This window comes from Tenacibaculum skagerrakense, from assembly GCF_004345825.1.
Classification (GTDB): Bacteria; Bacteroidota; Bacteroidia; order Flavobacteriales; family Flavobacteriaceae; genus Polaribacter; species Polaribacter skagerrakensis.
Window position 1 is genome coordinate 19,756 of record NZ_SLXM01000009.1, and the last position, 26,646, is coordinate 46,401.

Consider the following 26,646-nt stretch of genomic DNA (forward strand, 5'->3'; position numbering starts at 1 on the left):
ATACATCATGGCATTACAAGTAACATTAAAAAAGGGAACACTTCATTTTGAAGGAAGAATTAACTGCACAACTGCAATAATGTTTATTACTCATGTAGAATACTATGCAGAAAAATTTAAAAATATAGTTATCAATATTGATGAAGTAAGTGAAATTGATAATGATGGAATGGAAGCTATTAAAAAGCTATGGTTAAATGCATTAAAAAGCAGCATGAGTTTCTCAATTAGAGGTTATGGATGTAAAGATATCTACGAGCATTTTGAAACAAATTTAGTAGCATAATAAGAAATCTCTAAGATTATGATAGCAGTATTGAAACAATCAAAATTTAAAATTGCAACTGAGCATATTTTTATGCTCAGTGCTTTAATTGTTAATGGAGGTAATTATTTATATAACTTAATACTTGGAAGAGTTTTAGGTCCAGAAAAATTTGCAGATGCTGCCATAATAATCACTTTTTTATTGGTTTTATCTTTTCTAGCAATGACCTTTCAATTAGTAACGGCAAAGTTTGCTGTTATTTTTGAAGGAAATACTTACACTTCTTTTATTTCAAAAATGTATAAAGGTGCTTTAGTAATAAGTTTACTATTAGGAATGCTTATCATTTACTTTTCAACCAATCTTCAAAGTGTTTTTAAAACGAGTTCATCTGCTATGTTTGTGATATTTGGTATTGGAGTACCATTTTATTTTTTGATGAGTGTTAATCGTGGAGTATTTCAAGGAAATAAAGAACTATTATCCTTATCAGGAACGTATCAGATGGAAATGATTAGCCGATTAATTTTAACGTTTACATTCTTATATCTTCTAAAAATAGAATCTTCTGTAATCATTGCATTAGGAGTTTTAGGATCGTTTTTATTTGGTTTGTTTCCATTTAAAACTAAGAATATTTCATTCAAAAATACAATTCAGTTAAGCGAATCTCAGACTAAAGCAGTTCGCAGTTTTTTTATTATCACTGTTTTTTACGAATTAACACAAATCATTATTAATAATAGTGATATACTACTTGTAAAACATTATTTCACTTCATACGATGCTGGTTTATATGCTTCTTTAGCGCTTATAGGTAGAGTTGTATATTTTATTGCATGGATGTTTGTAATGATATTATTACCAGTTGTAGTTAAATTAAAAAAAGAAGGTAAACCAACTAAACCAGTTCTTTTTAAGTATGTAAGTTATATAGGTGTAATTACTTCTATGATAATAGTTGTATGTTTTTTGTTTCCTAAGGAAGTAATTACACTTCTTTTTGGTGATGGATATTTAGAGGTTAGTAATTTGCTTTGGAAATATGCATTAGCAACAGGAGTTTTTGCGATATCAAACATTTTTACCTATTACTATTTGTCTTTAGATAAGTACTTACCTGTAGTTTTTTCTGGACTATTTGGAATTGCTCAAATTGGGTTAATCGTACAGTTTCATAATTCAATTAATCAAGTGATTATGATGCAAGTGTATGTAATGACATTCCTGTTAGTGTTACAGCTACTTTATTTTTTAGTAACCGAAAGGAAAAACAAAAATCTGAATGTGTGAGGCTTTTTTCCATTTAGCATCAGAAAATTACCATTAAGCAATAGAAGGACTTTTTTTTCCTCTTTTAATCAGAAATTTAGACTATCAAAAAACAAAAAACACATATTATGAAATTAGCAATCGTAACCGCGTATCCACCTAGTAAAGTAACTTTAAATGAGTATGCTTATCATTTAGTTAAAAGCTTTAGAAAAAATGAAAAAATTACTGAAATAGTTTTGTTGACTGATAAAACTACGGATGCTAAAGATATTGAATTTTCGGAAGCAGGATGTAAGATTACCATTAAAGAATGTTGGGAGTTTAATAGTTATACGAATGTTTTTAGTGTGTTAAAAGCCATTAATCAAACAAATCCAGATTCGGTTTTGTTTAATCTTCAATTCATGAAATTCGGAGATAAAAAAATTCCAGCAGCTTTAGGTTTAACACTACCATTATTGTGTAAGTTAAAGAAAATTCCAACGATTGTTTTATTGCATAATATTTTAGAGCAAGTCGATCTAAAAAGTGCTGGATTTACTTCAAATAAAGTACTTCAAGTAATTTATAATTCGATAGGAACAGTTTTAACAAAACTAGTTTTAAAAGCCGATTTGGTAGCTGTTACAATGGAAAAGTATGTAACAACTCTTAAGAATAAATATAAAGTCGATAATGTTAAAATGATTCCACACGGTACTTTTGAGGTGATTGAAGAACCATCTTATAAGCTAAAAAAAGGAGCTTTAAAAGTGATGACGTTTGGAAAGTTTGGAACATATAAAAAAGTAGAATCAATGATTGAGGCAGTAGAAAAAATACGTAAGACTTCTAATCTTGATCTAGAAATTGTTATCGCAGGAACAGATAACCCTAATGTACCAGGATATTTAGCTAAGGTACAAGAGCAATATAAACATGTGCCAAACTTAACGTTTACGGGATATGTAGAAGAACATAAAGTTGAAGAATTATTTAATGATAGCGCAGTAGTTGTTTTTCCTTATACATCTACCACTGGAAGTTCAGGGGTGTTGCACCAGGCAGGTAGTTATGGTAAGGCTGTAGTAATGCCAAACTTGGGAGATTTAGCAACATTAATTAAAGAAGAAGGTTATAGAGGAGAGTTTTTTGAAACTGAAAATGTTGATAGCTTAGCAGAAGCTATTAAAAACATAGTTTCAAATGATTCCTATAGAATCGAATTGGGCAAAGCTAATTATAAAGCAGCTACTGCATATCCTATGTCTAGAATAGCGGAAATTTATTTAGAAGATTTTGAAAGAATAGGAGATAAAAGATTTGTTTCAACAACAGAAATTTCTACTAATTCTATTCTTTAGATATATATTGAAAAGATGGTTTTTTATTCCCTTTACTATCGATAAATCCAAATTTTTTCTGTGGTTGTGTTCTCCAGGGTAATCGTCCAATCACTTCTTTTGGAATTTTATCAAAATCATAAAGGGTCCATGATATAAAGGGAATGTTTTTGTAGGTAAGTATTTTTTGCATTTCCCTGTGATACGTAGCTTGTTTGTTTTTTGATTTACGTATGGGTTTCCACAAACCCGAATAAGAAGAGGTTCCAAATTCCCCTAAAATAATCCCCTTATTTGGAGCTTCTTCTTTTATTTTATCATATATATTTTCAAAGCTTTTATAATCTCCATAATAGTGGAAAGAGATAAAATCTACTTTGTCTTTTAAAATTGTAGCACTTTCTGCATTAGACCAGCCAATTGTTATAGGGTGTTTTTCGTCTATTGATTTCACCAAGACAATTAAATGCTCAAGCCAAGATATAATTTGTTGTTTTCCTCTAGAATCAAAATCTAAATTAGGTTCGTTTTTAAGATCCCAAGCAAGTAATGCAGGGTGATTTTTAAATGTAGAAACAATAGTTTCAGCATGCCTGTGGTTTAAGGTCCAATCTGACGTTTCATAGTTGCCATAAAAATCGAATAATGTAAGTATAACTTTTAATTGGCTTTTTTCTGCTAGATCTAAAACTTGAGTTAATTTATGCAGTTTTTCATCTTTTACTTTCGCTTTACCAAAATCTTCGTAAGGAATAAAAACTCGAATGGTGTTTAAACCAGCGTTTTTAATAATTTCAAAATCATTCGCAATTACTTTAGCATCGAATTCATCTCCAAACATTTTCCAAGGAGTTGCTTGTGGGTAGTAATTAATACCTTTTATCTGTGAGATATTAAATGAATTATTTGCGAGTTGATTGGTTACTTCTGATGTGTTTTCTTTAATTATATGTCTAATTCGCCAAAAACCATCCTCAGCCAATAAAATAATTTTGTAATCAGACTTTTCGGTTACTTCAAAAAGGAGTTGATTGTTCTTAAAAACTTTTTTGTATTGAATAACATTTTTATCTTCTAAAACAATTAGCTGACCATCTTCACTAAAAAATAAAATGTCAGGATGATGTTCTAAAGTTGTACTATCAACAAAAATGTTTTCATTTTTATTATGTTCAATAAAAGCAAATAGGTTTTTTCTTGCATTTTCTGTAAAATAATCATTTATACCTTTAGTTGTGTTTGACTTATACGCTATTTGCTGAATGTACCATGCATCTAAATAATCATTTTCTAAATTTTTTAATGTTTGTGAGTTCATTTCTCTACCTTCATTCCCATCTTCTTTCCAAGTAATTTTAGGTAAGTATTGATCTACTTTTTTAACTTCAGTATGAAGCAATTTACTTCTATCGGCTCCTGTATTAAAATAGCTATAAGAAGAACTGAATAAAAAAACAATAATTGAAGTAACAACTAAGTAAGACAACATTAGCAATACTCTAAGTATTCTTTTATTGGTTTTAAAATTTATTACATGGCTATTTACCATAATGTTATGGATTTACGAGTTATAGTTTTACAAGCAGCTGTAATTTCTAGATCATAATTTCCAGCTTTGTAAATATTGGAATCAAGTATAAAAGTAGCAAATCCATCTTTTGATTGTTCGATAAGGCTGCCTTCTAATTTACCATTTCTATAAACGGTTAGTTGAACTTTTAATCCATCAGGAATCATCTGATTCATAAAACTTTGAAGTGGTCCTACTTTGCTACTTCGATTATCTTTTGAAAATGTTATTGGAATATGCTCTATTGCTTTTTTATACAAAAGCGTTATGCTGTCACTATTCGCAATTCCTTGAATAAATGCTTTAACTTTCCAAGTGTCTTCGCAATCTGGATGTACTATGAATGCTTCAGCTACTCCGTTTATTGTTGTTCCAGAAGTCTTTAAAATATTACCATTACTATTAGTTATGTAAAAATCAACAAAAGTTCCATCGCTAACAATATTGTTGTTCTTGTCTTTTATAATTGAAGTTGAAAATTTGGTAATTTGATTACTATCTGCATATTCATGATTTCTTGTGTAAAAAATCTTAAAATTAGTTCCTATAGCAGGTAATATATCTACATCATACTCTTTAGAGTTTAGCCCAAAAGATTCAGAAGAAACTGTCATTCTACCTGTTTGTGAAGGTGAAAAAATATTCAGGTAAGCAATAAGATTGTTAGTGTAAATCTGTTGGTTTTTAGTAGACTGTAAAACATGTTTTTTTACAATAACTTCAGAATTAGTTTTTATTGGATTGTCTAATGTATCTGTCGGAATTATAACGGCCATGGTAAAATCTTTACCTCCAGCTTCAATAGTTGGGGGACCAATATAAGTTTCAAGAGAATTAGGTTTTTGAACTGGTTCAATTAAGAATTTTCCAGAAATAGGAGTGTTTAAACCTACTATTTTCCAAGATACAACTCCAGTTTTATTGCTTACAAACTCAGGAAATTTAAAAATAAGTAGATTGTCATTCTTTATACTTGAAAGCAACGTAGTTCCATAGCCAGTAGAACAGTACATTTGATACGATTTTTCAGTACTATTTTTAAATGATAAAGAAATAGATTCCCCAACGGTAAAACTTTCTTTTTTGTTTAAAAGTATTAACGAATCTTGAGCTGAAGTTGATAATGAAATCAGCCAAAGAATTAAAAATGTATATGTAGATTTTCTCAGCATCATTTGGGGTTTCCTATAAAACTATTCAATTCTATTTTAATATACTCGTATTGCGAATGATGTATCTTTTGTAATACATCTTCTATATGATTTGGAATTCTATTTGAAACTATTTTTTCTGAAACATCTTTATTCGGTAAGCCATTAACGTAACAGTTACTCATATCTTCACTAATAATTGTAAGATTAGAAGTTGGAACTAACGTATATTCAAAATAACGCTTTCTATGTTGTCTAACACCTTGATCTAAATATAAATGATCTACCCAAGCCATTTTTTTAAGCTTAGTATAATACGTAATGATAAGCTGAGGTACCGTAATTTCTTGTAAACCACTGTTAAATATTGTGCCTTGAATTTTAGTAGTATCAATTTTAAGGTCACTAATCACATGATTTTTAAATAAATCAGTATTTGAAACATTAGCAGCTAATTGCAAATTAAATTTAGTAGGTTGTTCACCAAGTTCAATGGGTGTAAATTCGTCAGGATTAAATTTTTTAGGTATTGAGTCTTTTGTTTTAGACCAGGCGATACCTTCAAAATTTATTCTAAAAGAGCTTACCTCTTTGGGCATTAGTTTATGTTTTACTAAATGTTTAGCATTGAAAGTTGCTAATTCTTTGTTATCATCATTGTATAAAGTTCCTTTTAAAATAATATCAGCAGGAGTATTATCTATATTTTGAACTTCACCAATAATAGCATAACTATTATCGTGTTTTACCAGTTTTGCAGTAACAATTTCAACAACAGGTTGTTTTAAGATATCTTCATGGTAACTTTGTTCAGTTGTTATTCGCCTTCTCCCTTGATTAAAATATCCTGTTTTGTTTTTAGCATATAATTGGTCAGGAGGTAAATCAATGTCCTTTTTTTCTGGTACTAAAAACCATTTGTTATTCGATTTAATAACTGTTTTAAATTCTACTTTATTTATTTTCTCAAGAGGTGTAATCCAATGTGTTGTTACTTTCATGTTTACGATACTATCAGACTCCTTTATAATAGCTGTTTTTATAGCATCTAATTTAGCATATGAACTTAACAAACCGTCTGTAACTGATATTTCTAGCATATACTGAGCTAAACTTAAATTACTATTAGGATCGAGTAGGCTATGTGCCTTTTTAAATTCTTTAAAATCTAGTGCGTTATAATAGGTATTGATAACATTTTCGGGTGTTCTTTGTGTATCATTTTTAATATAAAAGAGATAACATCCGTAGCCTAAAAAAACTAAAATAAACACCGACCAAATATGAGTAATTTTTAAGACCCTATTAGAGAATTTTGAGTACGAATTTTTAAAGTTTAAATAGTCAGGAACAATTTTGGGTTGTAGTTTTAAGCCATTTTTAAATAATGGGATAATATTAAAAATAAAAGCAAGAATTACAGTTATAAAAGGAATAATTCCCCATAGTAATTTTTGCCAATTTGGTACCTCGTCTTTAGGTAAAATTGAAGAAAGAGGAGGTATGTTTAACCGTTCCCAAACCATAATTCCATTTTCCAATTGAGGTAATCGTTGCCATCCACAGAAATATAAAATAGGATCGTAAAACTTATCGTTAGAAAAAATATATTTCAGATTGTATTTTTCAGGTACCGTTAAAAACTGTTGTAAAGAACCTATTCCGGCAACTCCTTTAAATTTAGAGTTTTCTAATCGTTCAATCGGGCGTGTTGTAAGCTCAGGAAGTCTTCTTGCTGAGTGATAATTACCATCGACTGTAGTAGCTTTAGTCTGTGCAGATAACCAAGCCATTTGATCACCAAACCCTAACGTTAAATATCTCCACTGATCGTGTTGATCTTGATTTAAAAAATTAACAATTGGTAACATGTTAATTTTTTGAGGTTGTGAAGGTCTGAAATATCCTAAACTTAAGGTAAAAATTGTAAAGCCTAAGAAAAAACTGGCTAAAACTCCACCAATTAGCCTGTGATAAACAGCTCCAAATTTTCTTTGTATTAATTCTTTTAAATCACCTTCTATAAATCGATAAGCAAATTCACCAAATAATGGTAAAGACATTATAGAAGCCCACAACGTAAAACGGTCTAATGTTAAGATGTTAAATGCATTATCCCCTAATAGCATTCTTGGAATAGGCGTAGTTCCTCCAGTTCCTAAAATAATTAACATGGAAAAGCATAAACCAAAAAATAAATAGCGTTTGCTAAAATATCGATAAATAAAATAGGGTATTAAAAAAAGAAGTACTCCCCAAGGTATTAAAAAGAATACTAAGCCAGAAGAAAGTACTTCCAAAAAATTATCTCTAGATCCGTGAGGAATTGGAACTTGTGTGATAGGGTTTTTCTTAGAGTTTATCCAATAAGGTAAAATACAGGTTACAATTAAAACAAGGACAATAATTACAAATGAGATGTTTCGCTTAAATTGTTTTCCAAAGACATTTAAAAAAAGTTTTAAGGTTACCTCTTTATAAGAAGATACTTGTTCTCTGGCAATATCCATAACAACCATTCCAACAAGCGGTAATATAAAAAACACCATTCCAAATATCGGAGTTACATGATGCGAGGTAACGGTTACTGAAAGTAAGGATAATGAGGTAAAAAAATATTTATAATTACCAGTTTTTAGCCATGAATATATTTCTGGCAACGCATGCATTAATATAGAAACTCCCATAATACTAGGAAGTTGACCAAAAATATGTAGTGTTTCTACAAAAGAAGATGAAAATACAGCTAGTATTGATGCATATCCAGCAACAGTTGTATTTCCAGTTATTAATAATGAGTATCTATAAACTCCAGTTACAAATAAAACTGAAGCAATAATGGCTACAGTAAAAAGCCCAAATTTTAAACCACCAATTAATGAAAGCGCAGCTATTAATTGATGCACTAATGGAGGATATCCCATAACAGAAAACCCTGTATACCATTTGTAATTCCAATGTTCAAACCAATTAGTTGCGTAATGATCGGCAAAGAATAAGTGTATTAAAGCATCATAAGTAGTTTCTAATGTAAAAAAAACAGTACTACCATGAAATACAACACATAGTAGTAAAGCAGTAATTAAATATTTGTTAGAAACACTTTTCATTAAAAAAGAAGCTAATTTTTCTATAATATAAATATAATTTAATTAAATAAGTCCTAAAATTAATTAAGCAATAGTAAACTACCATTCATCATTAGAAATCTTCATTTTGATACAGATATGGTTTTTGAATTAAATTCAAAACTACTTTTACAGTGTTGTTGAATCATAATAAAACCCCACATCATGAAAATATTAGCAATAGACGATCAAAGATTAGTTTTAATTCCATTAGAGAATAGATTAAAAGAATTAGGTTACGAAGTTTATACAGAAACAAATGCCAATAGAGGTATTGCATTGTATGATAGAATAAAACCAGATTTGGTAATAGTAGATATTAATATGCCTGGTTTATCAGGAATTGAAGTAGTGAAGCATATTAGATTTTACGATAAATCGGATACACCAATTATGGTATTGTCTGGAAATACTGATAACAATATTATTACTCAAGGATTTGAATTGGGAGTAGAGGAATACATGAAAAAACCATTGAGCTTATCTGAAGTTTGTACTAGAGTTAAAAGATTAATCGCTTCACCAGAAGAACAAGAAAAATCGAAACAATATAACGAGGTCATTATTCAAAAAAGATGCGTTGGAGTTGTAATTCCATGTTATAATGAAGAAAAAAGGTTATTAAGTGATGAATTCACAAATTTTATAGATAACACTACTGGGTATCATTTATGTTTTGTGAATGACGGTAGTAAAGATAAAACCTTAGAGGTTTTACACGAAATTAGAAAAGGTAGAGAAGATTTTATTACAGTGTATGACTGTGAACAGAATGGTGGAAAAGCAGAGGCTGTTAGGCAAGGTATGTTACATATGCTTAAAGAAGAGGGTCTAGATTTTATAGGTTTTTTAGATGCAGATTTGTCTACGGATTTAAGAGATTTTGATGATTTAGTGTCCACTATCGAAAATTCGGACTATAAAATTGTTAGTGGTTCCAGAATTAGTAGGATGGGAGCTAATATTACCAAAGAATCTGCTAGAAAAATTATTAGCCAAACTATTAATTTCATTATACGAAAAATCCTTTCTATGGATTTTAAAGACACACAATGTGGGGCGAAAATTTTTCACAGAGATGTTATCGAAATATCTTTCCGAGACAAATTTGTTTCTAAATGGATATTTGATGTTGAAATTTTTAGAAGAGTTACACTTCATTATGGATTAGATAAAGCGAGACAGTTATTATGTGAACAACCTTTAAAGAGATGGATTCACGCAGATGGTTCTAAGTTATCAATGAAAGATTCTTTCAAAATTATCATGCAATTAGGGCAAATAGCGTGGCATTACAATAGAAAGAAAAAATCTAACTCGAGTTTCGAGCTGATTTCGGAAAAAAAAATAGTTTTAAACTAGTGGGGTACTAGCATTTATTATTTTGTAACAATCAGATCAAAGCGCATTTTAGGTAATGCGCTTTACTGTTTTTAGAGCTAGTTTCAGGTTAATTCTTTGAATAGTGTTAACTTTAAGGAAAATCTAGAAAAATAGAAACTAACATGAAAAATAATATAGCTGTTTTAATTGATGGTGATAATATACCTTCTGCCTATGTAGAAGAGATGATGGAAGAAATAGCTAAATATGGTAATCCAACTATTAAAAGAATATATGGAGATTGGACACGACCAGGCTTGTCAAAATGGAAGAATTTACTTCTTGAAAATGCAATCATACCTATTCAGCAATACGGATATACAAGAGGTAAAAATGCTACAGACTCTGCTATGATAATAGATGCTATGGATATTTTATATAGTGGTAAAGTAGATGGTTTTTGCTTGGTTTCTAGTGATAGCGATTTTACCAGATTAGCAACTCGTTTAAGAGAAGCAGGAATGAATGTAATTGGAATTGGAGAAAAGAAAACACCAAATCCTTTTATTGTAGCGTGTGATCGTTTTATTTATATCGAAATTTTAAAGAAACAAACGGAGGAAAAAATTGAAACTAAAGAACCTTCAGTAGATAAAATAACCAAGAAAGAATTGGATTTAATCTCTGCTACAATCAACGATTTATCGGATGAAGATGGATGGGCTTTTCTTGGTGATGTTGGTAGCTTAATTCAGCAAAAAAGACCAAATTTTGACTCAAGAAACTACGGCTTTCAAAAATTAACGCCTTTAATAAAATCTACCGGTAAATTTGATATTGAACAAAGAGAGAATCAGAAAAATAATAACAAATTAATTTATGTTAGGATAAAAAAGAAGGTGCCATCAAGAAAGAAGAAATAATATTTTTAAAATTTAATTTTATCTAATTGATGCAAATAGGTTTCACCTACAGGTATCTGTTGTTCGTTAATCACTACCCAGTTTTTTCCTTTGCTAGAAACTTGATCAATTCTAATAATATACGATCTATGAACTCTTAAATATTCTAAAGAATCTGGAGTTGTGTCGATAAAATCACCTATTTTACAACGAATAGTAAACGTTTTTTTGGTGGTAATAATATCTAAATAATTTCCTTGAGAATTAATGTATAAAATTTGATTTGTAGGAATTTTAAAATCAACTCCATTAGCTCTAAAATTGTAAAACTGATCATTTGGTTTTAGTTTTTTAATAGCTAAACGCATTAATTCTCTAACAATATCTTTATTATATGTTAGTACTCTTATTCTAAAGAAGAGGTATATCAATCCAATAAAAAGAACTACAGATAAACTATAAAACCACCATCTTTTCCAAAAAGGAGGTAATATTTGAAAAGAGTACACAATTTCTTGATTTGAGATTTTACCATTAACTGCTACTTTCGATTGAAAGGTATACTTTCCAGGAGATAATGAAGGAAAGCTAATAGTTCTATTTTTAGTTGAATACCATGTTGTATCAATTTCTTTTAAGCGATACAAATAATTTATATTGTAGCTGTTTTTTAGTGAAATAGCTTGAAGTTTAAATTCAATATTGTTGGCATTATAATTTAACTTTGATTTTTCTTTAGCTATTATTTTTTCCTTATTTACATTAACTTCCTTTAAAGAAAGCGATAGTATTATAGAGGTGTTTTTTTCATCTAAAAATTGCTTTTCAAAAAAGCATAGTCCCTTTTTAGTAGCTACCCAAACAGTATCATTAATAATCTCAATATCGTCAATATCATTACTTAATAATCCATCAGAAGTGGTAATTGTAGTTACTGAAAATTTTTTACTTCTTTTAGGAAATGAAATTTTATTTAATCCAGTATTACTGCAGGCCCAGACAGTTGAGTCATTTTCAATATGTACTTCATTGATAATGTTGTTGGTAAGCCCATTGTCTTTATTTATACTGTAAATACTATCATTATAAACAATTACACCAGCATCTTGCGTTGCCATATAAATGGTGTTAGTTTGTTCACTTACATCTATATCATCGATTCTAACATTCAAACTATCAAGAAATCGTTGAGGTGTAGATTCATTATTTTTTTTGATTAATAAACCAGAAGAAGTAGCTATGTAAAATGTGTTATTGAGGTAACTAACATCATGAACGTGGTTATTTATATGGTAATGAATTATACTATCATTACGTAGTATAGCAAATGTATTGTTACTCGATTTTAATATTGGATGACCTATGTTTTCAGGAAGTTTGTTGGCAAAGGAATTTATTATTGATTTCCCACTAGTATAATTAAAAAGTTTTGCATCACTATACCCTAATAACGATTTGTTATTTTTATCGAATTGTACTAAGGCTACATTATTGTTTTTTCCTGTATAAAGTAATTTTATTGATCTATTTTGAATTTTTCCAATATTTCCATTGTTAAAACCAATAAATAAGTAATCTTTATCATCTTTGGTTAGTGAAGTAATATGGGAATTGATAAGAGTTTTTATTTTCGGGTTTTTAATGTAGTAGATTCCATCATCTAAAGTACTAAACCAATAGCCACCTTCTTTATCAATTAAAAAATCAGATACCGATTTGTTTGGTAAAAATTTTTGATGAACTTTACCAGAAGCATCTCTAATTTCAGCTCCGTTATTATAATAACCCACAAAGAAAAGCGAATCGTTTATACGTTTAATACCAGTCGGATTGAGATTTTCGTTATAATATTTTATAATTCCATCTTTTGATCGAGTACCTAATTTTTCATCCAAAAAGATGATTTGATTATCTTTTAATTTTACAATATCTAACCTAGAAGTAAGATTGTTTTTTTGTTTTATAAAAATTACATCTTTACTAGATTGGTAATCTGAGTAAACAGCAAATACAATATTTTTTTCAGGCACAACACCTAATTTAATATCAAAACCATTTTGTTCGTCTCCCTCTATATGGTTATAATCTTGTGTGAGTATACCATCTGAAGTTATTTTGATTAAGCCTTTAATTCCATAACCACCAACATATAGTGTTCCGCTTTCGTCAAAATGGATACTCTTTAAAACTTGATTACTAGCTAATTGTTCTCTAAGCAAATGATTATAGTTGTAATTATGAAAACCATCAAAATTTGAATTGAAATAAAACAAACTTTTGCTATGGTATTCATAGCAATATACTCTTCCATTTTTTTGAGGGTAAAAATCTAGTATTGTATTTCCTGGTAAACTATCTTTTGTAGTGAAATTTTCAAATTCATAACCATTGTAGCGAGAGAGACCTTTATCAGTAGCAAACCAAATATACCCTAATTTGTCCTGATACATATCGTAAACCTCAGAGCTAGGTAATCCTTCATCAATACTAAAGTTTTTGTAAATAAATTCTTGTGTATTTCCTGTCTGAAGAAAAATAATAAAGATTAAAAATGTGAATTGTAACTTCAAAAAAATATGGTTTTTAACAAATGTAATATTAATTACCACATGGAATATAACTTGTTTTATTGTTCGTCACTAATATATACGTGTTCATCACTTTTTCTTTGTTTACAGGAGTTTTAGGCGTTTTGTTTTAGTTTTTCAGACTTGATTTATAAAAAACTAATGTTTATCACTTTTAATTACATGGTTCGTCACAAAGCTTTTTTTAGAGGGTGATTTTTGTTTGTCACAAAATATTTTAGTCACAACTAAAAAATTATCTACGGTTAAAAAAAATTGTTTTAACGATATGATAAGAGAATTAAAAAACTATTTAAAAACAAGTAAAAAATGAAAATTATGAAAAAAGCTTTACTCTTTTTTGCAATCTCAATCTTGACAATGAATCTATCAATGGCACAAGATTGTGAAATGCGTCCTTACCATTCACAATATGTAGTATCTGGTAATTTTACTCAAAACAACTCAAATGATCATTTGATTAATGATATAGTAATGCTAAATAAAATTCCTGCAGCTACTATTGCTTATGATTCTTTTACTATTGATTTACTCACAAGTGATGGAAGTGGAGAAAGAGTTTTACAAAAAAGTTCAAATGTAATTTATTACGATTTAACCAAAGTTAACGGAAGAATGGTTCGAGGAGATTTTGATAATGACGGTCATATAGATGATTTTATTTTGATTTATAAAACAGGAGCTTCAAGTATGCGCTTTGATTTGTTCCAGAGTAATGGTGCTTCTCAACCAACATTTACGCAAAGTACCGTATATACACTTGATGGATATGATCCTGATAAAATAACAGGAAGAGTTGTTTCTGGTGACTTTGATGGTGATGAAAAATGGGATGATATTGCTGTATTTTATGACTATGGTAACGGAGAAACTCGAATTCACACTTTTCGTTCAAATGGAAACACCTTTACCTATTCTAGTAGTGTAGGTTGGTGGAATAGTACTGGATATTCTGCCGATAAAATAACTCATCGAGTAGTTTCTGGAGACTTCGATCATGATGGGAGAGTTGATGATATTGCTGCTTTTTACGATTATGGGAATGGCGGTACTCGAATTCATGTTTGGATTTCTAATGGATCTAGTTTTACTTATCAAAGTTCATTTGGATGGTGGAATGCAACAGGATATTCAGCTAATAAAGTTACTGGACGTGTAATTTCATTAAACATAGATAGAGATGGTAATAATTATGACGATATTGCCGTATTTTATGATTACGGCCCTGGAGATTATAAATTACATGTCTTTGAATCAAATGGTAACTCATTTGAATATTCCAAGGGTCCTTCTGGTTGGTGGAGTTCAGATTCTTCTAACATTCCTGTTGCTGGGCATGCTTTTTCAATGTTTGGAAAACTTGTAGAAATAGACTCTAGAAGTTGGCCAAACCAAGGTAAACCATCAGATATCGTAGTTTTTAATGCTGTAATGCCTACTTATAGTGGTGATTTTGTATATGATAGATATCAATTTTGGAAATCGAAAAAAGGGTTAAAGGGACAAAAAGTGGTATACTCTACACCAAAATACTGCGAATCTAAAAGTAATGGAGATGATGTAGTTATTGAAGAACTAATAAGTGCTTATCCAAATCCTACGAAATCAACAACTACTTTAGAAATTGATGAATCTTTAGTGAATAGTATTATTGAATTACAAGTTCATGATATGTATGGAAGATTAATTTTTTCAACCAATAGAATAGCTTCGAATATAGAAGTAGACTTAACTAGAGAAATTTCAGGCGTTTACTTGGCTAAACTTATAGGAAGAGAGACAACTTACACATTAAAAATAATTAAAGAATAAATTTTAAAAATTATGAAAAGAATAGCAAAACTTATTTATTCATCAGTCTTTACAGTAATATTAACAATTTATAGCTGTAGTGATGATGACATATCAAATGTAGTTACATTAGAAAATTTTACAACATCAATAAATGAGAATCCAACGAATGGTGAAGTAATAGGCAATGTACAAGCTAATCAAACCGTTGGAGGTGCAATATTAACATATACAATTGTGTCTCAAACACCTTCTGGAGCATTAAGTATAAACTCAAACACGGGCGAATTATCAGTTAATGATGCTTCATTATTTAATTTCGAAACGAATCCATTAATTACAGCTGTTGTTTCAACAAATCAATCAACTAATGAAGCTTCAATAACAATTGAATTGAATGATGTGCATGAAGTGGGAGATTATAAGTTTGGTGGAGTTGTTTTTTGGGTAAATCAGACAGGAGATCAAGGTTATGTATGTTCTGTTGTTGATCAAACTACTGGAATCCAGTGGTATAATGGTTCAAACGGTAATACAAGTGCTAGAGACACTAGTTTAGGTGCCGGACAATCAAATACATCTTCAATTGTTAGTTTTCAAGGTAATGGTTCTTATGCAGCACAATTATGTAATGATTTAGAATTAAATGGTTACGATGATTGGTTTTTACCGAGTATTGGCGAATTGGAAGAGATGTACAATAACAAAGAAATTATTAATGCAACTTCTGTTCAAAATTCGGGAAATGTATTTGATGAAACAGGAGTTGGTCAATCTGGTTATTGGAGTAGTACAGAGTCTACTAATTCTCAAGCTATAATTATTAGATTTTCTGACGGATACTATGATTTACAGGGGGCTTATAAATCACTTAATTACTTTAATGTTAGAGCTGTTAGAGCTTGGACCGATTTTTAATTAGTAAGTCTATAAAACATATAAGAAATAACATATTATAATAGTACGTATGGAAAACACAATCAATATAAAGTCCGAATACAATACTTTAGACGCATTAAACCAACAGTTAAAAAATACTTCAAGTTTAGAAGTTTCAAAAGAGTATGATGTTTGGGAACACAGAATAGATTCTAACGGACAAATGGCGCAATGTATTGTACTTAAAAAAAGTGCTATGCATGGAATGAAAATTCACTTTCAAGAAGATAATAAATTGAAAATGACTTATATTATTCCAAATAAAATGATGCATGCCTATTTTGGAAAAAGTGAAAAAAGATATCAAAATATTATTGAGATAATTACGGGGAAAATTAAAGAGTTAGTATTAGCCCCAAATCAGAAAAAAGCATTTTTAGAATTAGAAAACGTAGTAAAAAAAGCAGTTTTATAATATTATTCACTTGAAATATTTTAGTCTGACATTTTGGTTACCATTATTCATCCTTTTCTCTAGTAATATTGAAAAGGATGAAACTTTTGTTATAGATCATTTTCAAAATCATTATAACAAGAAACAAGTAGAAAAAAAGTATAGCATAAATGACATTTCGGGAGAATACGAATTGATAAAAGGATATACACTGTTTCTTGGAGATGAAAGAGAAGAGATAGTAGCTTCTAATTTGATTGTAGAAAAGTTATCGGAAAATGATTATGGTTATTACGCCGCACATAAGATTAAAGGAAGACGCCCTAATGAGCAAGATGGAATTTTAAGAAATTACAAAGGGAAGTTTCATCAACTATCGTTTTGTGAATACGATGCTTCTAAAGTTGTTTCAAAAGAAAATTTTGTATCAGGAATTACGCTTCATAATCAGGTAATCATAAAGAAAACGAATGATAAATTAGCGATGATAACGTATGGAGGAAATTTCAGAACCTACTTATTGTATAGAAAGTTAAATCCAGAAACAAACTTTAGCATCTATTTAGAAGATGCTTTAGATAGGTCTAAATTAGATTACAAGAAAAGAGTATCTAACTATAAAAAAGCAAGGAATTATAATAAAGGAAAGTTGAGTATTGAATATATCCGATTAAATGATAGTTGGGCATCAAAACATTTACATAAAGATGGTTCTAATAGCTTTGAGAAGACACACTACTACCAAAGTGCTTATCAAGATGGAAAATTTAAAAAACAAGATGCAGAATTTTTTAAATTGCTAGAGTAAATTAAAAAATCGATGAAAAAGATAAAGATTGTTCTAAACTATGTAGTTTGGATTCTACTTGCATTACTAAGTGGTTTAGTGTACATGAGGCTTTTGTTAGGACCTAAATTAGAAGCTACAAACGTTTTTTCTACAATTGTAAATATTTATTATAATATTGCTTTACTACAAATTGGAGCTTTCATCGGATGTATTATAGCTATTTTATTTTTAGTAGTAGACTATTTTTACTTAAAGAAGAGAATCAAAACGAGTAGCAGGCTTATATTTTTTCGTTTTATATTACTTTTTTGTAGTATGGTTGTAGTTGGGTTTATTCATTATTTGTTAGAAAAAATTATCGATGTTATTTAAAAGAAGCAGCATTTTAGTTACAGTCTTATTCATAACTTATTTTTCTTATGCTCAAAATATAAAGCAAGATAAATTGTCTGTTTTATCCCAAGAAGAATTAATTAAAATAGTACTAAAAGAAATAAATGTTAAGGAATCAAATACAGATTTTGTAACTGCTACAGTATCACCAAACAGTAGCAGTGAAACCATAATTGTAATTCCTGAAGTTGTTAATAAAGAAGAAGATATATATGAGCTAAATAGTTACATAGTAATTGTAAATAATAGAACTGGAAATATTTCTCATAAATTCTTTGAATCTTCTAATGAAACAGGTTGGTTTTCAGATGCTATATACATATCCGATATTTCTATTGATGCGGAAAACTATAAGATTTCACCTACTCAAAATGCTTTTGGAATCATCATTCAATATACAGGAAGTTCACAACCAAATCCCTACAGTAGAAAAGATATTTCTCTTTATACAAAGCACAATACTACGTTGAGAAAAGTATTGGGTTCTTATACCATATATGAAGAATCTGGAGAAGTGGATGTAAGTGCTGATGCGTGTTATTCAGATATTCATAAGATAGTTGCTAAATTGTCTACTACTAATTCTGTAACGAATGGATATCTTGATATTTTAAGTATTAGTGCTAATTCACAAATGGTTAGCTTTAAAAATAAAAACGAAGATTGTGATGTTAAAGAAAAGCCTGTTTCTTTAAAAAAAGAGTTGCTTAGGTTTAATGGAACGAAATATCAGAAGTAAATATCTATAATTATTAAAACTTATTTAGAGCTTCTCTTTACATATTTTAGAGGTTAACAAAAGCAAAAGAATTCCGTTTTTTAATGCATATTATAGATAGGTTAAATATTTTAAATTGTAATAATCCTTTTTTTATCTAGCACAAAGGCATACCTTTGACAGGTATAATAAATCTTAGATTAAATTACAAACGGATTTTTTTTAGTTGATCTTTCTTTTTTTTAAAGCGAAACCAGACAAACTTATCCTTCTTGCGCTTTAATTCTTTTTCTAATTATATAATAATCAATTTTTAATATCTATTTGATATTAGAAAAATTGTAGTAAAACTCTATGTTTTTGTTGTGATTTAATTTTTTATATCAAAAATAAATTCTTCACTCAATATAGAAATAAGTGAGGTGCTGATAATTTATTCAAAAAGACATGAGACAACTTAAGATTATTAAACAAGTTACCAATAGAGAATCAAGGTCTTTGGATAAATATTTACACGATATTGGTAAAATTAGTTTAATAACCGCTAATGAAGAAGTTGAGTTAACTAGAAGAATAAGAGATGGAGATCAAAGAGCTTTAGAGATTTTAGTGAATGCTAATTTACGTTTTGTTGTATCTGTAGCTAAACAATATCAAAGTCAAGGGTTAAAGTTGATAGATTTAATAAGCGAAGGAAACATTGGTTTGGTAAAAGCAGCTCAGCGTTTTGATGAAACTAGGGGGTTTAAATTTATATCGTATGCAGTATGGTGGATTCGACAAGCTATACTTCAGGCTCTGGCAGAACAGTCTCGTATAGTAAGATTACCCTTAAATAGAATAGGGGATATCAATAAAATTAAAAAATCAATTGTAAAGTTAGAGCAAGACAATGAAAGATATCCATCTATATATGAGATAGCAAAAACATTAGACATGTCAATAACCAAGGTAAAAGAATCGGTAATAAATTCTGGAAGACATGTATCAATGGACGCGCCATTATTAGAAGGAGAAAATTCGAATTTATACAGTGTTTATGATTCTGGTGAATTAACAGAAACAGATAAAGAAATGAACGCTCAATCTTTACAAATAGAGATAAACAGAGTACTAAAAACACTATCTCAACGAGAATCGGATATTATTCGGTTGTTTTATGGAATAGGTAAAGAGTACTCGATGACATTAGAAGAAATAGGCGAAATATTCGATTTAACTCGAGAAAGAGTTCGCCAAATAAAGGAAAAAGCACTATTGAGATTAAAACATCAGTCAAAATCGAAGACATTAGTGGATTTTTTAGGATAGAAATTTAATAATTTATAAAGTATGTTAATAATTAAAGTAAAAGACGGAGAGAATATAGATAGAGCCTTAAAACGCTATAGAAGAAAGTTTAGAGATATTAAACTTATGAGAGAGTTAAGAGATAGGCGAGAGTTTACAAAAGAATCGGTAAGAAGAAGAGCAGAAATAAAGAAAGCACAATACAGAGAGAGAGTTTTTTTAAGTGATGACAATTAATTAATAAATTAAATTGGTTAGAATTAAAAATAAACAGTTACCTTTGTACCGTTCAAGTAGAACAATATTTACAATTTTAAGGTAGTATCAAGTAACAAGTATCTGAGATTTCTCTTTCCTTTTTTTATTTCATCATTACTTTATTTTTTTAAGTGTTTAGAATATAAATAGTTTAAAGTTAAAAACTGTTTATAGTTCTTCTTAAACAATTTTTTTAATTAATAATATAGTAAAGATGCAAGAAGGCACAGTAAAATTTTTCAACGACTCAAAAGGATTTGGGTTTATTACATCATCAGAAACAGGACAAGATATTTTTGTTCATACTTCAGGTTTAATTGACAATATCAACGAAGGTGATAAAGTAAGATACGAATCTGAAAGAGGTAAAAAAGGTATGAATGCTGTTAATGTTGAAGTAATTTAAACCAATAACAATATTTAAAATTTCTCCAAAGACGTTTGGAGATTCTTTTTCATAGCAATTTCCCACTCAATCTTTGAGTGGGTTTTTCTTTTTTGATAATTTTTTAAAAGTTTTAATTACTTATATATGAATATAATTTGCTTATTTAAATCGTTACTTACCATTTAATAGGATTGAGTATTAGATTATGTTTTCTTTTGTTTAATTTTATATCAAAGTCTCATTTTAACTTAAACATTAAAAATTGATTTACATTTTTTTACTATTACTATTAGGTGTTTTTATTCAAGATTTTCGTGAGCGAAAAGTGTATTTATGGCTTTTAATAATAGCATTTATGCTAAGCGGATATCTGTTTTATCAACAAACAATTGTACAATTGTATTTATTGCATATATCTATGAATGCTGTAGTATTCTTAATGTTGATTTTAGTGTTGTTTTTATACTCAAAGTTTAAAATGAAGCTAAAACTATCCGATGCTCTTGGATTTGGAGATATACTATTTTTCCTTGTTTTTGTATTTGGGTTTCCGGTAGAAACATTTCTATTGCTATTTGTTTCTTCATTAGTTTTTTCGTTGATATTGTATCAAGTTCTTAAACCAAAGCTTTCAAAAAAAACAATTCCTTTAGCTGGTTTACAAGCCTTGTTTCTATTTCTAATTTTATTTATAAATTTGGCGTTCAATATAGTAAACCTATATTCTATTTAAATGAAAGAGAAAAAATTTGATATTTCTACCGATTTGGTACAATTAATTCCTTCTGAATTAGCGTACCAGTACCGTATTATTCCTTTTCAAAATACTAATGAAATCATTTCATTATTGACAGATAGTCAGGATTTTGATGGTTTATCAAATGAGTTAGAAATTATTCTAGGAAGTAAAATACAACTTCTTAAAGAAGAAGAAGGTAACATAAATAAGTATCTATTATCTAATTATCGAAAAAGAAATAAGAGTACTAGTACGTTAACATATTCAGATGATTTTCTATTGAATATTATTCACGAAGCAAAAGAAATTGGAAGTAGTGATATTCACTTTGAAGCTTTTGAAGAACAAAATAAAGTTCGATTTAGAATTGATGGAAAACTGATAGAGAAGTACTTAATTTCTTTAAGCGAGTATCCTAAAATTATCAACCGATTAAAAATAATGTCGGGAATGGATATTTCTGAGAAAAGACTTCCACAAGATGGTAGAATTAATGTTTCTACTTCTCATGAGGACTTTGATATTAGAGTTTCGTCATTACCAACATTACATGGAGAAAAGTTGGTGTTACGTATACTTTCCAAAAATAATGTAGCCATTCAATTAGAGAAGCTTGGATTTAATAATGATGAGATAAATACATATAAAAAGGCTATAAAAAAGCCTAATGGTATTATTTTAATTTCAGGACCAACAGGTTCAGGAAAAACAACAACTTTATACGCAACACTTAAAGAACTTAACAAAGAGGATACAAATATTTTAACCATTGAAGATCCTATCGAATATACTTTAGAAGGTGTGAATCAGGTACAGTTAAAAGAAGATATTGGTTTAGATTTTGCGAGTACGTTAAGAACATTTTTACGACAGGATCCTGATGTAATTATGGTTGGAGAGATTAGAGACGTTGCAACTGCAAATATGGCTATTAGAGCTGCATTAACAGGGCATTTAGTGTTGTCTACAATTCATACAAATTCTGCTTGGGGAACAATTTCTAGATTAATAGACATGGGTGTTCCGTCGTTTTTAATTGCTAGTACTTTAAATGTGAGTGTAGCACAGCGTTTAGTAAGAAAATTGTGTGATAATTGTAAAATAGAGGTAACTACAGAAGTTGATGATATTCCTGAAGAGTTATTTAATGAAGGAGTTATTAAAACACACTTTAAGTCTGTTGGATGTGAACATTGTTATCAAACTGGTTATAGAGGTAGAAAAGCTATTTACGAGATAATTCCTGTTACAAGAGCAATCGAAAAAGCAATAAAAAAAGAAGAATTAGAAATAGAAGAATATTTAGTTGAAAACAATATCAAAACTTTAAAAAGTAATGCCATTCAACTAATTAAAGAAGGAGTTACTTCTGTTGATGAAGTATATTCTTTATTAATATCGTAGTTATGAATAAGCAAAGAAAAACATACATTTTATTAGCAGCAGTAATTATTATTTGGAGCATAGTTGGCTTTCAAATTTTTGGATATTTAAATTCTGGTGAAGAGGAGTTAACCGAAGTCAGCTATAAGAAATTTACACCAAAACAAGCCAAAGAAAAAGAATTATACACGGTAGCTACTCATGAAAGAGATCCTTTTTTAGGTAAATATAACCAACCTAAAAAGAAAGTTGTTAGAACAGTTAAGAAAGAAAAGGAACCTGTTATTTTTCCAAGTATTCAGTACAAAGGTTTTATCAAAAATAAAGACAAACAGTTGTTCATTCTTACAATTAATGGAGCACAGAAAATACTACAAGTAAATCAAGTTTTTAATGATCTTAAAGTAGTTTCTGGTAATAATAGAGAGGTAACTCTTAAGTATAAAGGAGAAGTGAAGAGTTTCTCAAAATAGGGACTTATGTTTAGTAGCAATACAAAAGTAAAAGCAGGAGCTTTGCAATATGTGTTAGTTATTGCAATAATCATACTAATCATTTTATTTTCATTTATACAGCTTATACAGTTACAACAAAAATTGGCTACTAAAAATGTCCTCTACCAAAAAGCAATTAGCAATACAGTAAATGGTTTTAAGTATCTATCAAAAAATACTGGTGTAAGTGATGAGATTAAATTTTCAGAAAGTTTAAATGAAAACAACTCAGTTGTTAAAAGTAATTGGGGTGCGTTTGATATAGTTAAAATTTCTTCTAAAGTTAATAAGGAAACTTTTGAAAAAATTGGAATGATGGGAAATATCAATTCCGAAAGAAAAGCATTGTACTTAACTGATAATTTTACTCCACTAGTAGTTGTTGGAAATACAAGAATAACAGGTACAGCTCATCTTCCAAAAAGAGGTGTAAAAAGTGGAAACATTGCTGGTAACTCTTACTATGGTTCTAGTTTAGTGTATGGAGCTATTAAAGTTAGTAATTCTAGTCTACCTAAAAATTCATCAATAAAACAGCTTACCTCATTTACGACGAGTCTATTAAATAAAGATTTTAAAGATATAGAGCTTAGAGATGGAGAAAAGTTAGCTCAATCTTTTAAAGATGAAACGTTACTTTATAAAGATTATGAAAGCATTACACTTCAAGATATTTCTTTAAAAGGAAATATAATTATTCAGTCTTTACGTAAAATCATAGTTACTAAAGAAACCGACTTACAAGACATTATTATCATCGCCCCTGAAATTGAAATTCAGTCTGGTGTTAAAGCTACTTTTCAAGCATTTGCAACTAAGAGAATACAGGTTGGAAGAAATGTAGCTTTATCTTATCCTTCTTGTTTAATTTTAAACTATAAGGCTACCAAAATAGAAAAGGATCATCATATTTCAGTAGAACCGGGAGCTACAGTTAAAGGAGGACTTTATTTTTTACATGAAAAATCTGAGGAAAGAAATTTAGAACCTCAAATTAAGTTAGATACAAATACGAAAGTTTTCGGAGAAGTTTTTTGTGAAGGAAATACCGAATTGTTAGGGGAAGTAATTGGAGAAGTTTCTACAAATAACTTTATAACTAAACAAAAGGGGAGTACATATATTAACCATATATATAATGGCGTAATTAATGCTAAGGAATTGTCTGAAGAGTATGTTGGTTTAACTGGAAATACAAATAAAAGAGCAGTTTGCAAATGGTTGTATTAAAAAAAGTAAAAGCATCTTCTCTAAATGAAGTATTAGTCGCAACAATCATTATTGTTATTGTTTTTGGAATAGCGATGGGAATTCTTAGTAATTTATTGAAAAATATTAGTGTTAGAGATACTTACAATCAAAATTCTGTTGTTCATGAACTTATGTACCAATATCAAAGTAAAAAATTGAAAGTGCCTTACTATTTTAATGATGGAAAATATGATATTGCAGTAGTAAAAGAAGAGAATACAGGGATTGATTGGATAAGTTTTGAGGTTAGATCGAAAAGAACTAACAAAACACTGTCTAAAAAACTAATAAGCAATGAATAAAGTTAAAGCATTTACATTAACTGAGTTAATTGTGGTAATGATTATTTCTACAATTGTTATTTCATTAGCCTATGTAGCTTTAAGTATGGTAAAAAAACAAGTTGGCCATATTCAAAAGCGAACTATTTCAAAAGAAGAGTTATTGAGCTTAGAAAAGGTATTACATAGAGATTTTAATAGTTTTGGTATAGCCGATTTTACTAATTCCGAACTAAGATTTAAAAACCCAATTGATTCAATAAAATATATAATTGAAGACAATTATATTTTGCGTAATAAAGATACTTTTCACGTTCCTCTAAGTGAAGTAACCCTTTTTTTAGATGGTGAGAAAGTTCAAAAAGGAAAAGTAGATGCTTTACGATTTACAACTAAAAACTTAACAAATCGAGCAACGTTTATTTATACAGTAAAAGATGCCGCATTTTATCTAAACAATTAATTATGGGGTTTGAAATAAAGAATGTTAAGAATACAAAAACCAAAGATGGTTTAGATATAAATGAACTTTTAAAGAAAGATATTGTTCTTTTTGGTTCATCGTTTTCTAATAAAAAGAAAGAAGCTTTTTATACTGAATTATATGTTTTATTACAAGCTGGTTTAGAGCTAAAAGACGCTTTAGATTTAATAGCAAAAGAGCAAAGAAAGGAAAAAGACAAACAGCTTTTTGAGAATATAATTACAGAATTAATATCTGGTAAAAATTTTTCAGAAGCATTAAAAGAACAAAACAGCTTTTCGGATTACGAGTTTTATTCAGTTCAAATAGGAGAGAGAACAGGTACGTTGCACAAAGTTATAGAAGAATTAAGCAACTTTTTTAAACGAAAAAATGAACAACGAAGAACTATAATCGGAGCATTGTCTTATCCTTTAATTATACTATTCACAGCCATTTTAGCCGTTGTATTTATGATGCAATTTGTAGTGCCTATGTTTGCTGATATTTTTAGGCAGAATAAAGTTGAGCTTCCATGGATTACAAGTAAAATTATTGGTGCTTCAAACTTTTTTAGAGATTATTATTGGGTGTTTATTGTTATGATTCTTGTCTTCTTTGTAGGAAAAATAATTGTGAAAGATAAGTTATGGTATAAAAAGATATCTTCATCATTTCTATTAAAAGTTCCTTTTGTAGGAGAGTTTTTTAGAAAAGTAAAAATAGCGCAATTCACACAGGCAATTTCATTATTAATTGGAGCGAAAGTTCCATTGCTAAGTGGAATTCAACTTACTCAAAAAATGATAACTTTTTATCCTTTACAAAACGCATTAACCAAAATAGAATCTGATATCCTTTTAGGAAAATCATTATCGGAAAGCATGAGTAGTCATCCAATTTTCGATTCAAAAATGAGTTCTCTCATAAAAGTTGCCGAGGAAACCAATCAGAATCAAGTAATTTTTGAAAGGCTAACAGAACAATACAATAAAGAAATAGAGTATAAATCTAAAATGTTAAGTTCTGTGCTAGAACCAATAATTATTTTGTTTTTAGGTGCAGTAGTGGCTACAATTTTAATTGCTATGTATATACCAATGTTTAACTTAAGTACCGTTATCGGTTAGTCTTTTACAATTTCTTTAAGTTGTTTATTTTGATCGATTTCCCAGACGTTAAACGTTCCATCACCGTCAAAATCAGTAACTGCAGTAGCTCGTGCTTTAAACGAATTTGCTGAAGCTTCTATAATTTCATAACTATAAAAAGCACTTCCTCCTTGGTTTATATTTATTGGAGGTTCAAAATCAATATCATTAAAACTGTTAGAGTATTTAGAGTTCATGTAATGGTAATCAAGTTGTAATCCATGTAAATGACCCAATTGAAGTTTTGCTTCTGTACTTTTAGATTTAGTTACCAAGCTCATTAAATTTGGAGTAGCAATCAATACCAAAATCCCAATAATCACCATTACTACCAATAACTCCTGTAGGTTAAAGGCATCAACTTTTTTGTTTAAAACTTTCAATTTCATGTCAATA

Annotated in this window: 26 protein-coding genes; 21 read left to right on the forward strand and 5 right to left on the reverse strand. The window is 29.1% G+C overall.

Features of this window, described 5'->3' with window-relative positions; all coding sequences use genetic code 11:
- Positions 1 to 7: 7 nt before the first annotated feature.
- The 3 genes from EV195_RS13790 (at position 8) to EV195_RS13800 (ending at position 2,886) form a co-directional block, all read left to right on the forward strand.
- Positions 8 to 286, forward strand: coding sequence for a hypothetical protein (locus EV195_RS13790; RefSeq protein ID WP_132795551.1), 279 nt, complete (start codon positions 8 to 10; stop codon positions 284 to 286).
- A gap of 18 nt (positions 287 to 304) precedes the next feature.
- Positions 305 to 1,561 carry an oligosaccharide flippase family protein gene (locus tag EV195_RS13795; protein ID WP_207899792.1) on the forward strand — a complete coding sequence of 419 codons (1,257 nt, stop codon included), beginning with the start codon at positions 305 to 307 and terminating at the stop codon, positions 1,559 to 1,561.
- A gap of 107 nt (positions 1,562 to 1,668) precedes the next feature.
- Positions 1,669 to 2,886, forward strand: a complete 1,218-nt coding sequence (locus EV195_RS13800) for a glycosyltransferase (RefSeq protein WP_132795553.1) — start codon at positions 1,669 to 1,671, stop codon at positions 2,884 to 2,886.
- Here EV195_RS13800 and EV195_RS13805 read toward each other — a convergent pair.
- Genes EV195_RS13805 through EV195_RS13815 form a run of 3 tightly spaced genes read right to left on the reverse strand, consistent with a single transcriptional unit; the run spans position 2,876 to position 8,696 of the window.
- The gene (locus EV195_RS13805; protein ID WP_132795554.1) at positions 2,876 to 4,414 is read right to left on the reverse strand and encodes a glycoside hydrolase family 2 TIM barrel-domain containing protein; all 1,539 of its coding nucleotides are present in this window, start codon (positions 4,412 to 4,414) and stop codon (positions 2,876 to 2,878) included. The two genes, EV195_RS13800 and EV195_RS13805, sit on opposite strands and share 11 nt — an antisense overlap.
- Complete coding sequence (locus tag EV195_RS13810; RefSeq protein ID WP_132795555.1) at positions 4,408 to 5,610, reverse strand: hypothetical protein; 1,203 nt, start codon at positions 5,608 to 5,610, stop codon at positions 4,408 to 4,410. Before EV195_RS13810 ends, EV195_RS13805 begins: the two co-directional genes overlap by 7 nt.
- The gene (locus EV195_RS13815; RefSeq protein WP_132795556.1) at positions 5,607 to 8,696 is read right to left on the reverse strand and encodes a glycosyltransferase family protein; all 3,090 of its coding nucleotides are present in this window, start codon (positions 8,694 to 8,696) and stop codon (positions 5,607 to 5,609) included. The genes EV195_RS13810 and EV195_RS13815 overlap by 4 nt, the downstream gene beginning before the upstream one ends.
- A gap of 183 nt (positions 8,697 to 8,879) precedes the next feature.
- On the opposite strand from EV195_RS13815, the gene EV195_RS13820 reads away from it, so the two are divergent.
- Positions 8,880 to 10,076 carry a response regulator gene (locus tag EV195_RS13820; RefSeq protein WP_132795557.1) on the forward strand — a complete coding sequence of 399 codons (1,197 nt, stop codon included), beginning with the start codon at positions 8,880 to 8,882 and terminating at the stop codon, positions 10,074 to 10,076.
- 143 nt (positions 10,077 to 10,219) lie between these two features.
- Positions 10,220 to 10,960: an NYN domain-containing protein gene (locus EV195_RS13825; protein WP_132795558.1), complete on the forward strand. Its 741-nt coding sequence runs from the start codon at positions 10,220 to 10,222 to the stop codon at positions 10,958 to 10,960.
- Positions 10,961 to 10,965: 5 nt separating this feature from the next.
- Here EV195_RS13825 and EV195_RS13830 read toward each other — a convergent pair whose 3' ends face one another.
- A complete protein-coding gene (locus EV195_RS13830; RefSeq protein WP_132795559.1) occupies positions 10,966 to 13,509 on the reverse strand; it encodes a ligand-binding sensor domain-containing protein in 2,544 nt (847 codons plus the stop codon).
- Positions 13,510 to 13,845: 336 nt separating this feature from the next.
- Here EV195_RS13830 and EV195_RS13835 point away from each other — a divergent pair, with 336 nt between their 5' ends.
- From EV195_RS13835 to EV195_RS13910, 16 genes are all read left to right on the forward strand, one after another.
- Positions 13,846 to 15,339, forward strand: a complete 1,494-nt coding sequence (locus tag EV195_RS13835; RefSeq protein ID WP_165915744.1) for a T9SS type A sorting domain-containing protein — start codon at positions 13,846 to 13,848, stop codon at positions 15,337 to 15,339.
- Positions 15,340 to 15,351: 12 nt separating this feature from the next.
- Positions 15,352 to 16,236, forward strand: a complete 885-nt coding sequence (locus EV195_RS13840) for an Lcl domain-containing protein (RefSeq protein WP_132795561.1) — start codon at positions 15,352 to 15,354, stop codon at positions 16,234 to 16,236.
- Positions 16,237 to 16,285: 49 nt separating this feature from the next.
- Positions 16,286 to 16,672, forward strand: coding sequence for a hypothetical protein (locus tag EV195_RS13845; protein ID WP_132795562.1), 387 nt, complete (start codon positions 16,286 to 16,288; stop codon positions 16,670 to 16,672).
- A 10-nt stretch (positions 16,673 to 16,682) separates the two neighbouring features.
- Positions 16,683 to 17,459: a hypothetical protein gene (locus tag EV195_RS13850; RefSeq protein WP_132795563.1), complete on the forward strand. Its 777-nt coding sequence runs from the start codon at positions 16,683 to 16,685 to the stop codon at positions 17,457 to 17,459.
- Positions 17,460 to 17,471: 12 nt separating this feature from the next.
- Positions 17,472 to 17,813: a hypothetical protein gene (locus EV195_RS13855; protein ID WP_132795564.1), complete on the forward strand. Its 342-nt coding sequence runs from the start codon at positions 17,472 to 17,474 to the stop codon at positions 17,811 to 17,813.
- Positions 17,803 to 18,573, forward strand: coding sequence for a PA3715 family protein (locus EV195_RS13860; RefSeq protein ID WP_132795565.1), 771 nt, complete (start codon positions 17,803 to 17,805; stop codon positions 18,571 to 18,573). The genes EV195_RS13855 and EV195_RS13860 overlap by 11 nt, the downstream gene beginning before the upstream one ends.
- A gap of 426 nt (positions 18,574 to 18,999) precedes the next feature.
- Positions 19,000 to 19,863, forward strand: a complete 864-nt coding sequence (locus EV195_RS13865) for a sigma-70 family RNA polymerase sigma factor (protein WP_132795566.1) — start codon at positions 19,000 to 19,002, stop codon at positions 19,861 to 19,863.
- A 21-nt stretch (positions 19,864 to 19,884) separates the two neighbouring features.
- The gene (gene rpsU / locus EV195_RS13870; RefSeq protein ID WP_132795567.1) at positions 19,885 to 20,079 is read left to right on the forward strand and encodes a 30S ribosomal protein S21; all 195 of its coding nucleotides are present in this window, start codon (positions 19,885 to 19,887) and stop codon (positions 20,077 to 20,079) included.
- Between the two features lie 235 nt (positions 20,080 to 20,314).
- Positions 20,315 to 20,506 (forward strand): cold-shock protein, encoded by a 192-nt coding sequence (locus tag EV195_RS13875; protein ID WP_132795568.1) that lies wholly within the window; start codon positions 20,315 to 20,317, stop codon positions 20,504 to 20,506.
- A gap of 244 nt (positions 20,507 to 20,750) precedes the next feature.
- Positions 20,751 to 21,221, forward strand: coding sequence for a prepilin peptidase (locus EV195_RS13880; RefSeq protein WP_132795569.1), 471 nt, complete (start codon positions 20,751 to 20,753; stop codon positions 21,219 to 21,221).
- Complete coding sequence (locus tag EV195_RS13885; RefSeq protein ID WP_132795570.1) at positions 21,222 to 22,631, forward strand: GspE/PulE family protein; 1,410 nt, start codon at positions 21,222 to 21,224, stop codon at positions 22,629 to 22,631. It abuts the gene before it with no gap.
- 2 nt (positions 22,632 to 22,633) lie between these two features.
- Complete coding sequence (locus EV195_RS13890) at positions 22,634 to 23,083, forward strand: hypothetical protein (RefSeq protein ID WP_132795571.1); 450 nt, start codon at positions 22,634 to 22,636, stop codon at positions 23,081 to 23,083.
- A gap of 6 nt (positions 23,084 to 23,089) precedes the next feature.
- Positions 23,090 to 24,334 carry a hypothetical protein gene (locus EV195_RS13895; RefSeq protein WP_132795572.1) on the forward strand — a complete coding sequence of 415 codons (1,245 nt, stop codon included), beginning with the start codon at positions 23,090 to 23,092 and terminating at the stop codon, positions 24,332 to 24,334.
- Complete coding sequence (locus EV195_RS13900) at positions 24,322 to 24,657, forward strand: hypothetical protein (protein ID WP_132795573.1); 336 nt, start codon at positions 24,322 to 24,324, stop codon at positions 24,655 to 24,657. The genes EV195_RS13895 and EV195_RS13900 overlap by 13 nt, the downstream gene beginning before the upstream one ends.
- Positions 24,650 to 25,099, forward strand: coding sequence for a type II secretion system protein (locus tag EV195_RS13905; protein ID WP_132795574.1), 450 nt, complete (start codon positions 24,650 to 24,652; stop codon positions 25,097 to 25,099). Before EV195_RS13900 ends, EV195_RS13905 begins: the two co-directional genes overlap by 8 nt.
- A 2-nt stretch (positions 25,100 to 25,101) precedes the next feature.
- Positions 25,102 to 26,229 (forward strand): type II secretion system F family protein, encoded by a 1,128-nt coding sequence (locus EV195_RS13910; protein WP_132795575.1) that lies wholly within the window; start codon positions 25,102 to 25,104, stop codon positions 26,227 to 26,229.
- Here the strand turns inward: EV195_RS13910 and EV195_RS13915 are convergent.
- Positions 26,226 to 26,639, reverse strand: coding sequence for a type IV pilin protein (locus EV195_RS13915; RefSeq protein ID WP_132795576.1), 414 nt, complete (start codon positions 26,637 to 26,639; stop codon positions 26,226 to 26,228). The two genes, EV195_RS13910 and EV195_RS13915, sit on opposite strands and share 4 nt — an antisense overlap.
- Between the last annotated feature and the right edge of the window lie 7 nt (positions 26,640 to 26,646).

Coding starts and splice junctions, on each gene's coding strand:
- EV195_RS13815 (WP_132795556.1), bottom strand. CDS start 8,696: ATGAAAAGTGTTTCTAACAAATATTTAATTACTGCTTTACTACTATGT.
- EV195_RS13910 (WP_132795575.1), top strand. CDS start 25,102: ATGGGGTTTGAAATAAAGAATGTTAAGAATACAAAAACCAAAGATGGT.
- EV195_RS13885 (WP_132795570.1), top strand. CDS start 21,222: ATGAAAGAGAAAAAATTTGATATTTCTACCGATTTGGTACAATTAATT.
- EV195_RS13810 (WP_132795555.1), bottom strand. CDS start 5,610: ATGATGCTGAGAAAATCTACATATACATTTTTAATTCTTTGGCTGATT.
- EV195_RS13865 (WP_132795566.1), top strand. CDS start 19,000: ATGAGACAACTTAAGATTATTAAACAAGTTACCAATAGAGAATCAAGG.
- EV195_RS13905 (WP_132795574.1), top strand. CDS start 24,650: ATGAATAAAGTTAAAGCATTTACATTAACTGAGTTAATTGTGGTAATG.
- EV195_RS13915 (WP_132795576.1), bottom strand. CDS start 26,639: ATGAAATTGAAAGTTTTAAACAAAAAAGTTGATGCCTTTAACCTACAG.
- EV195_RS13860 (WP_132795565.1), top strand. CDS start 17,803: ATGTTATTTAAAAGAAGCAGCATTTTAGTTACAGTCTTATTCATAACT.
- EV195_RS13825 (WP_132795558.1), top strand. CDS start 10,220: ATGAAAAATAATATAGCTGTTTTAATTGATGGTGATAATATACCTTCT.
- EV195_RS13855 (WP_132795564.1), top strand. CDS start 17,472: ATGAAAAAGATAAAGATTGTTCTAAACTATGTAGTTTGGATTCTACTT.
- EV195_RS13835 (WP_165915744.1), top strand. CDS start 13,846: ATGAAAAAAGCTTTACTCTTTTTTGCAATCTCAATCTTGACAATGAAT.
- EV195_RS13805 (WP_132795554.1), bottom strand. CDS start 4,414: ATGGTAAATAGCCATGTAATAAATTTTAAAACCAATAAAAGAATACTT.
- EV195_RS13840 (WP_132795561.1), top strand. CDS start 15,352: ATGAAAAGAATAGCAAAACTTATTTATTCATCAGTCTTTACAGTAATA.
- EV195_RS13875 (WP_132795568.1), top strand. CDS start 20,315: ATGCAAGAAGGCACAGTAAAATTTTTCAACGACTCAAAAGGATTTGGG.
- EV195_RS13890 (WP_132795571.1), top strand. CDS start 22,634: ATGAATAAGCAAAGAAAAACATACATTTTATTAGCAGCAGTAATTATT.
- EV195_RS13895 (WP_132795572.1), top strand. CDS start 23,090: ATGTTTAGTAGCAATACAAAAGTAAAAGCAGGAGCTTTGCAATATGTG.
- EV195_RS13900 (WP_132795573.1), top strand. CDS start 24,322: ATGGTTGTATTAAAAAAAGTAAAAGCATCTTCTCTAAATGAAGTATTA.
- EV195_RS13820 (WP_132795557.1), top strand. CDS start 8,880: ATGAAAATATTAGCAATAGACGATCAAAGATTAGTTTTAATTCCATTA.
- EV195_RS13790 (WP_132795551.1), top strand. CDS start 8: ATGGCATTACAAGTAACATTAAAAAAGGGAACACTTCATTTTGAAGGA.
- EV195_RS13800 (WP_132795553.1), top strand. CDS start 1,669: ATGAAATTAGCAATCGTAACCGCGTATCCACCTAGTAAAGTAACTTTA.
- EV195_RS13795 (WP_207899792.1), top strand. CDS start 305: ATGATAGCAGTATTGAAACAATCAAAATTTAAAATTGCAACTGAGCAT.
- EV195_RS13845 (WP_132795562.1), top strand. CDS start 16,286: ATGGAAAACACAATCAATATAAAGTCCGAATACAATACTTTAGACGCA.
- rpsU (WP_132795567.1), top strand. CDS start 19,885: ATGTTAATAATTAAAGTAAAAGACGGAGAGAATATAGATAGAGCCTTA.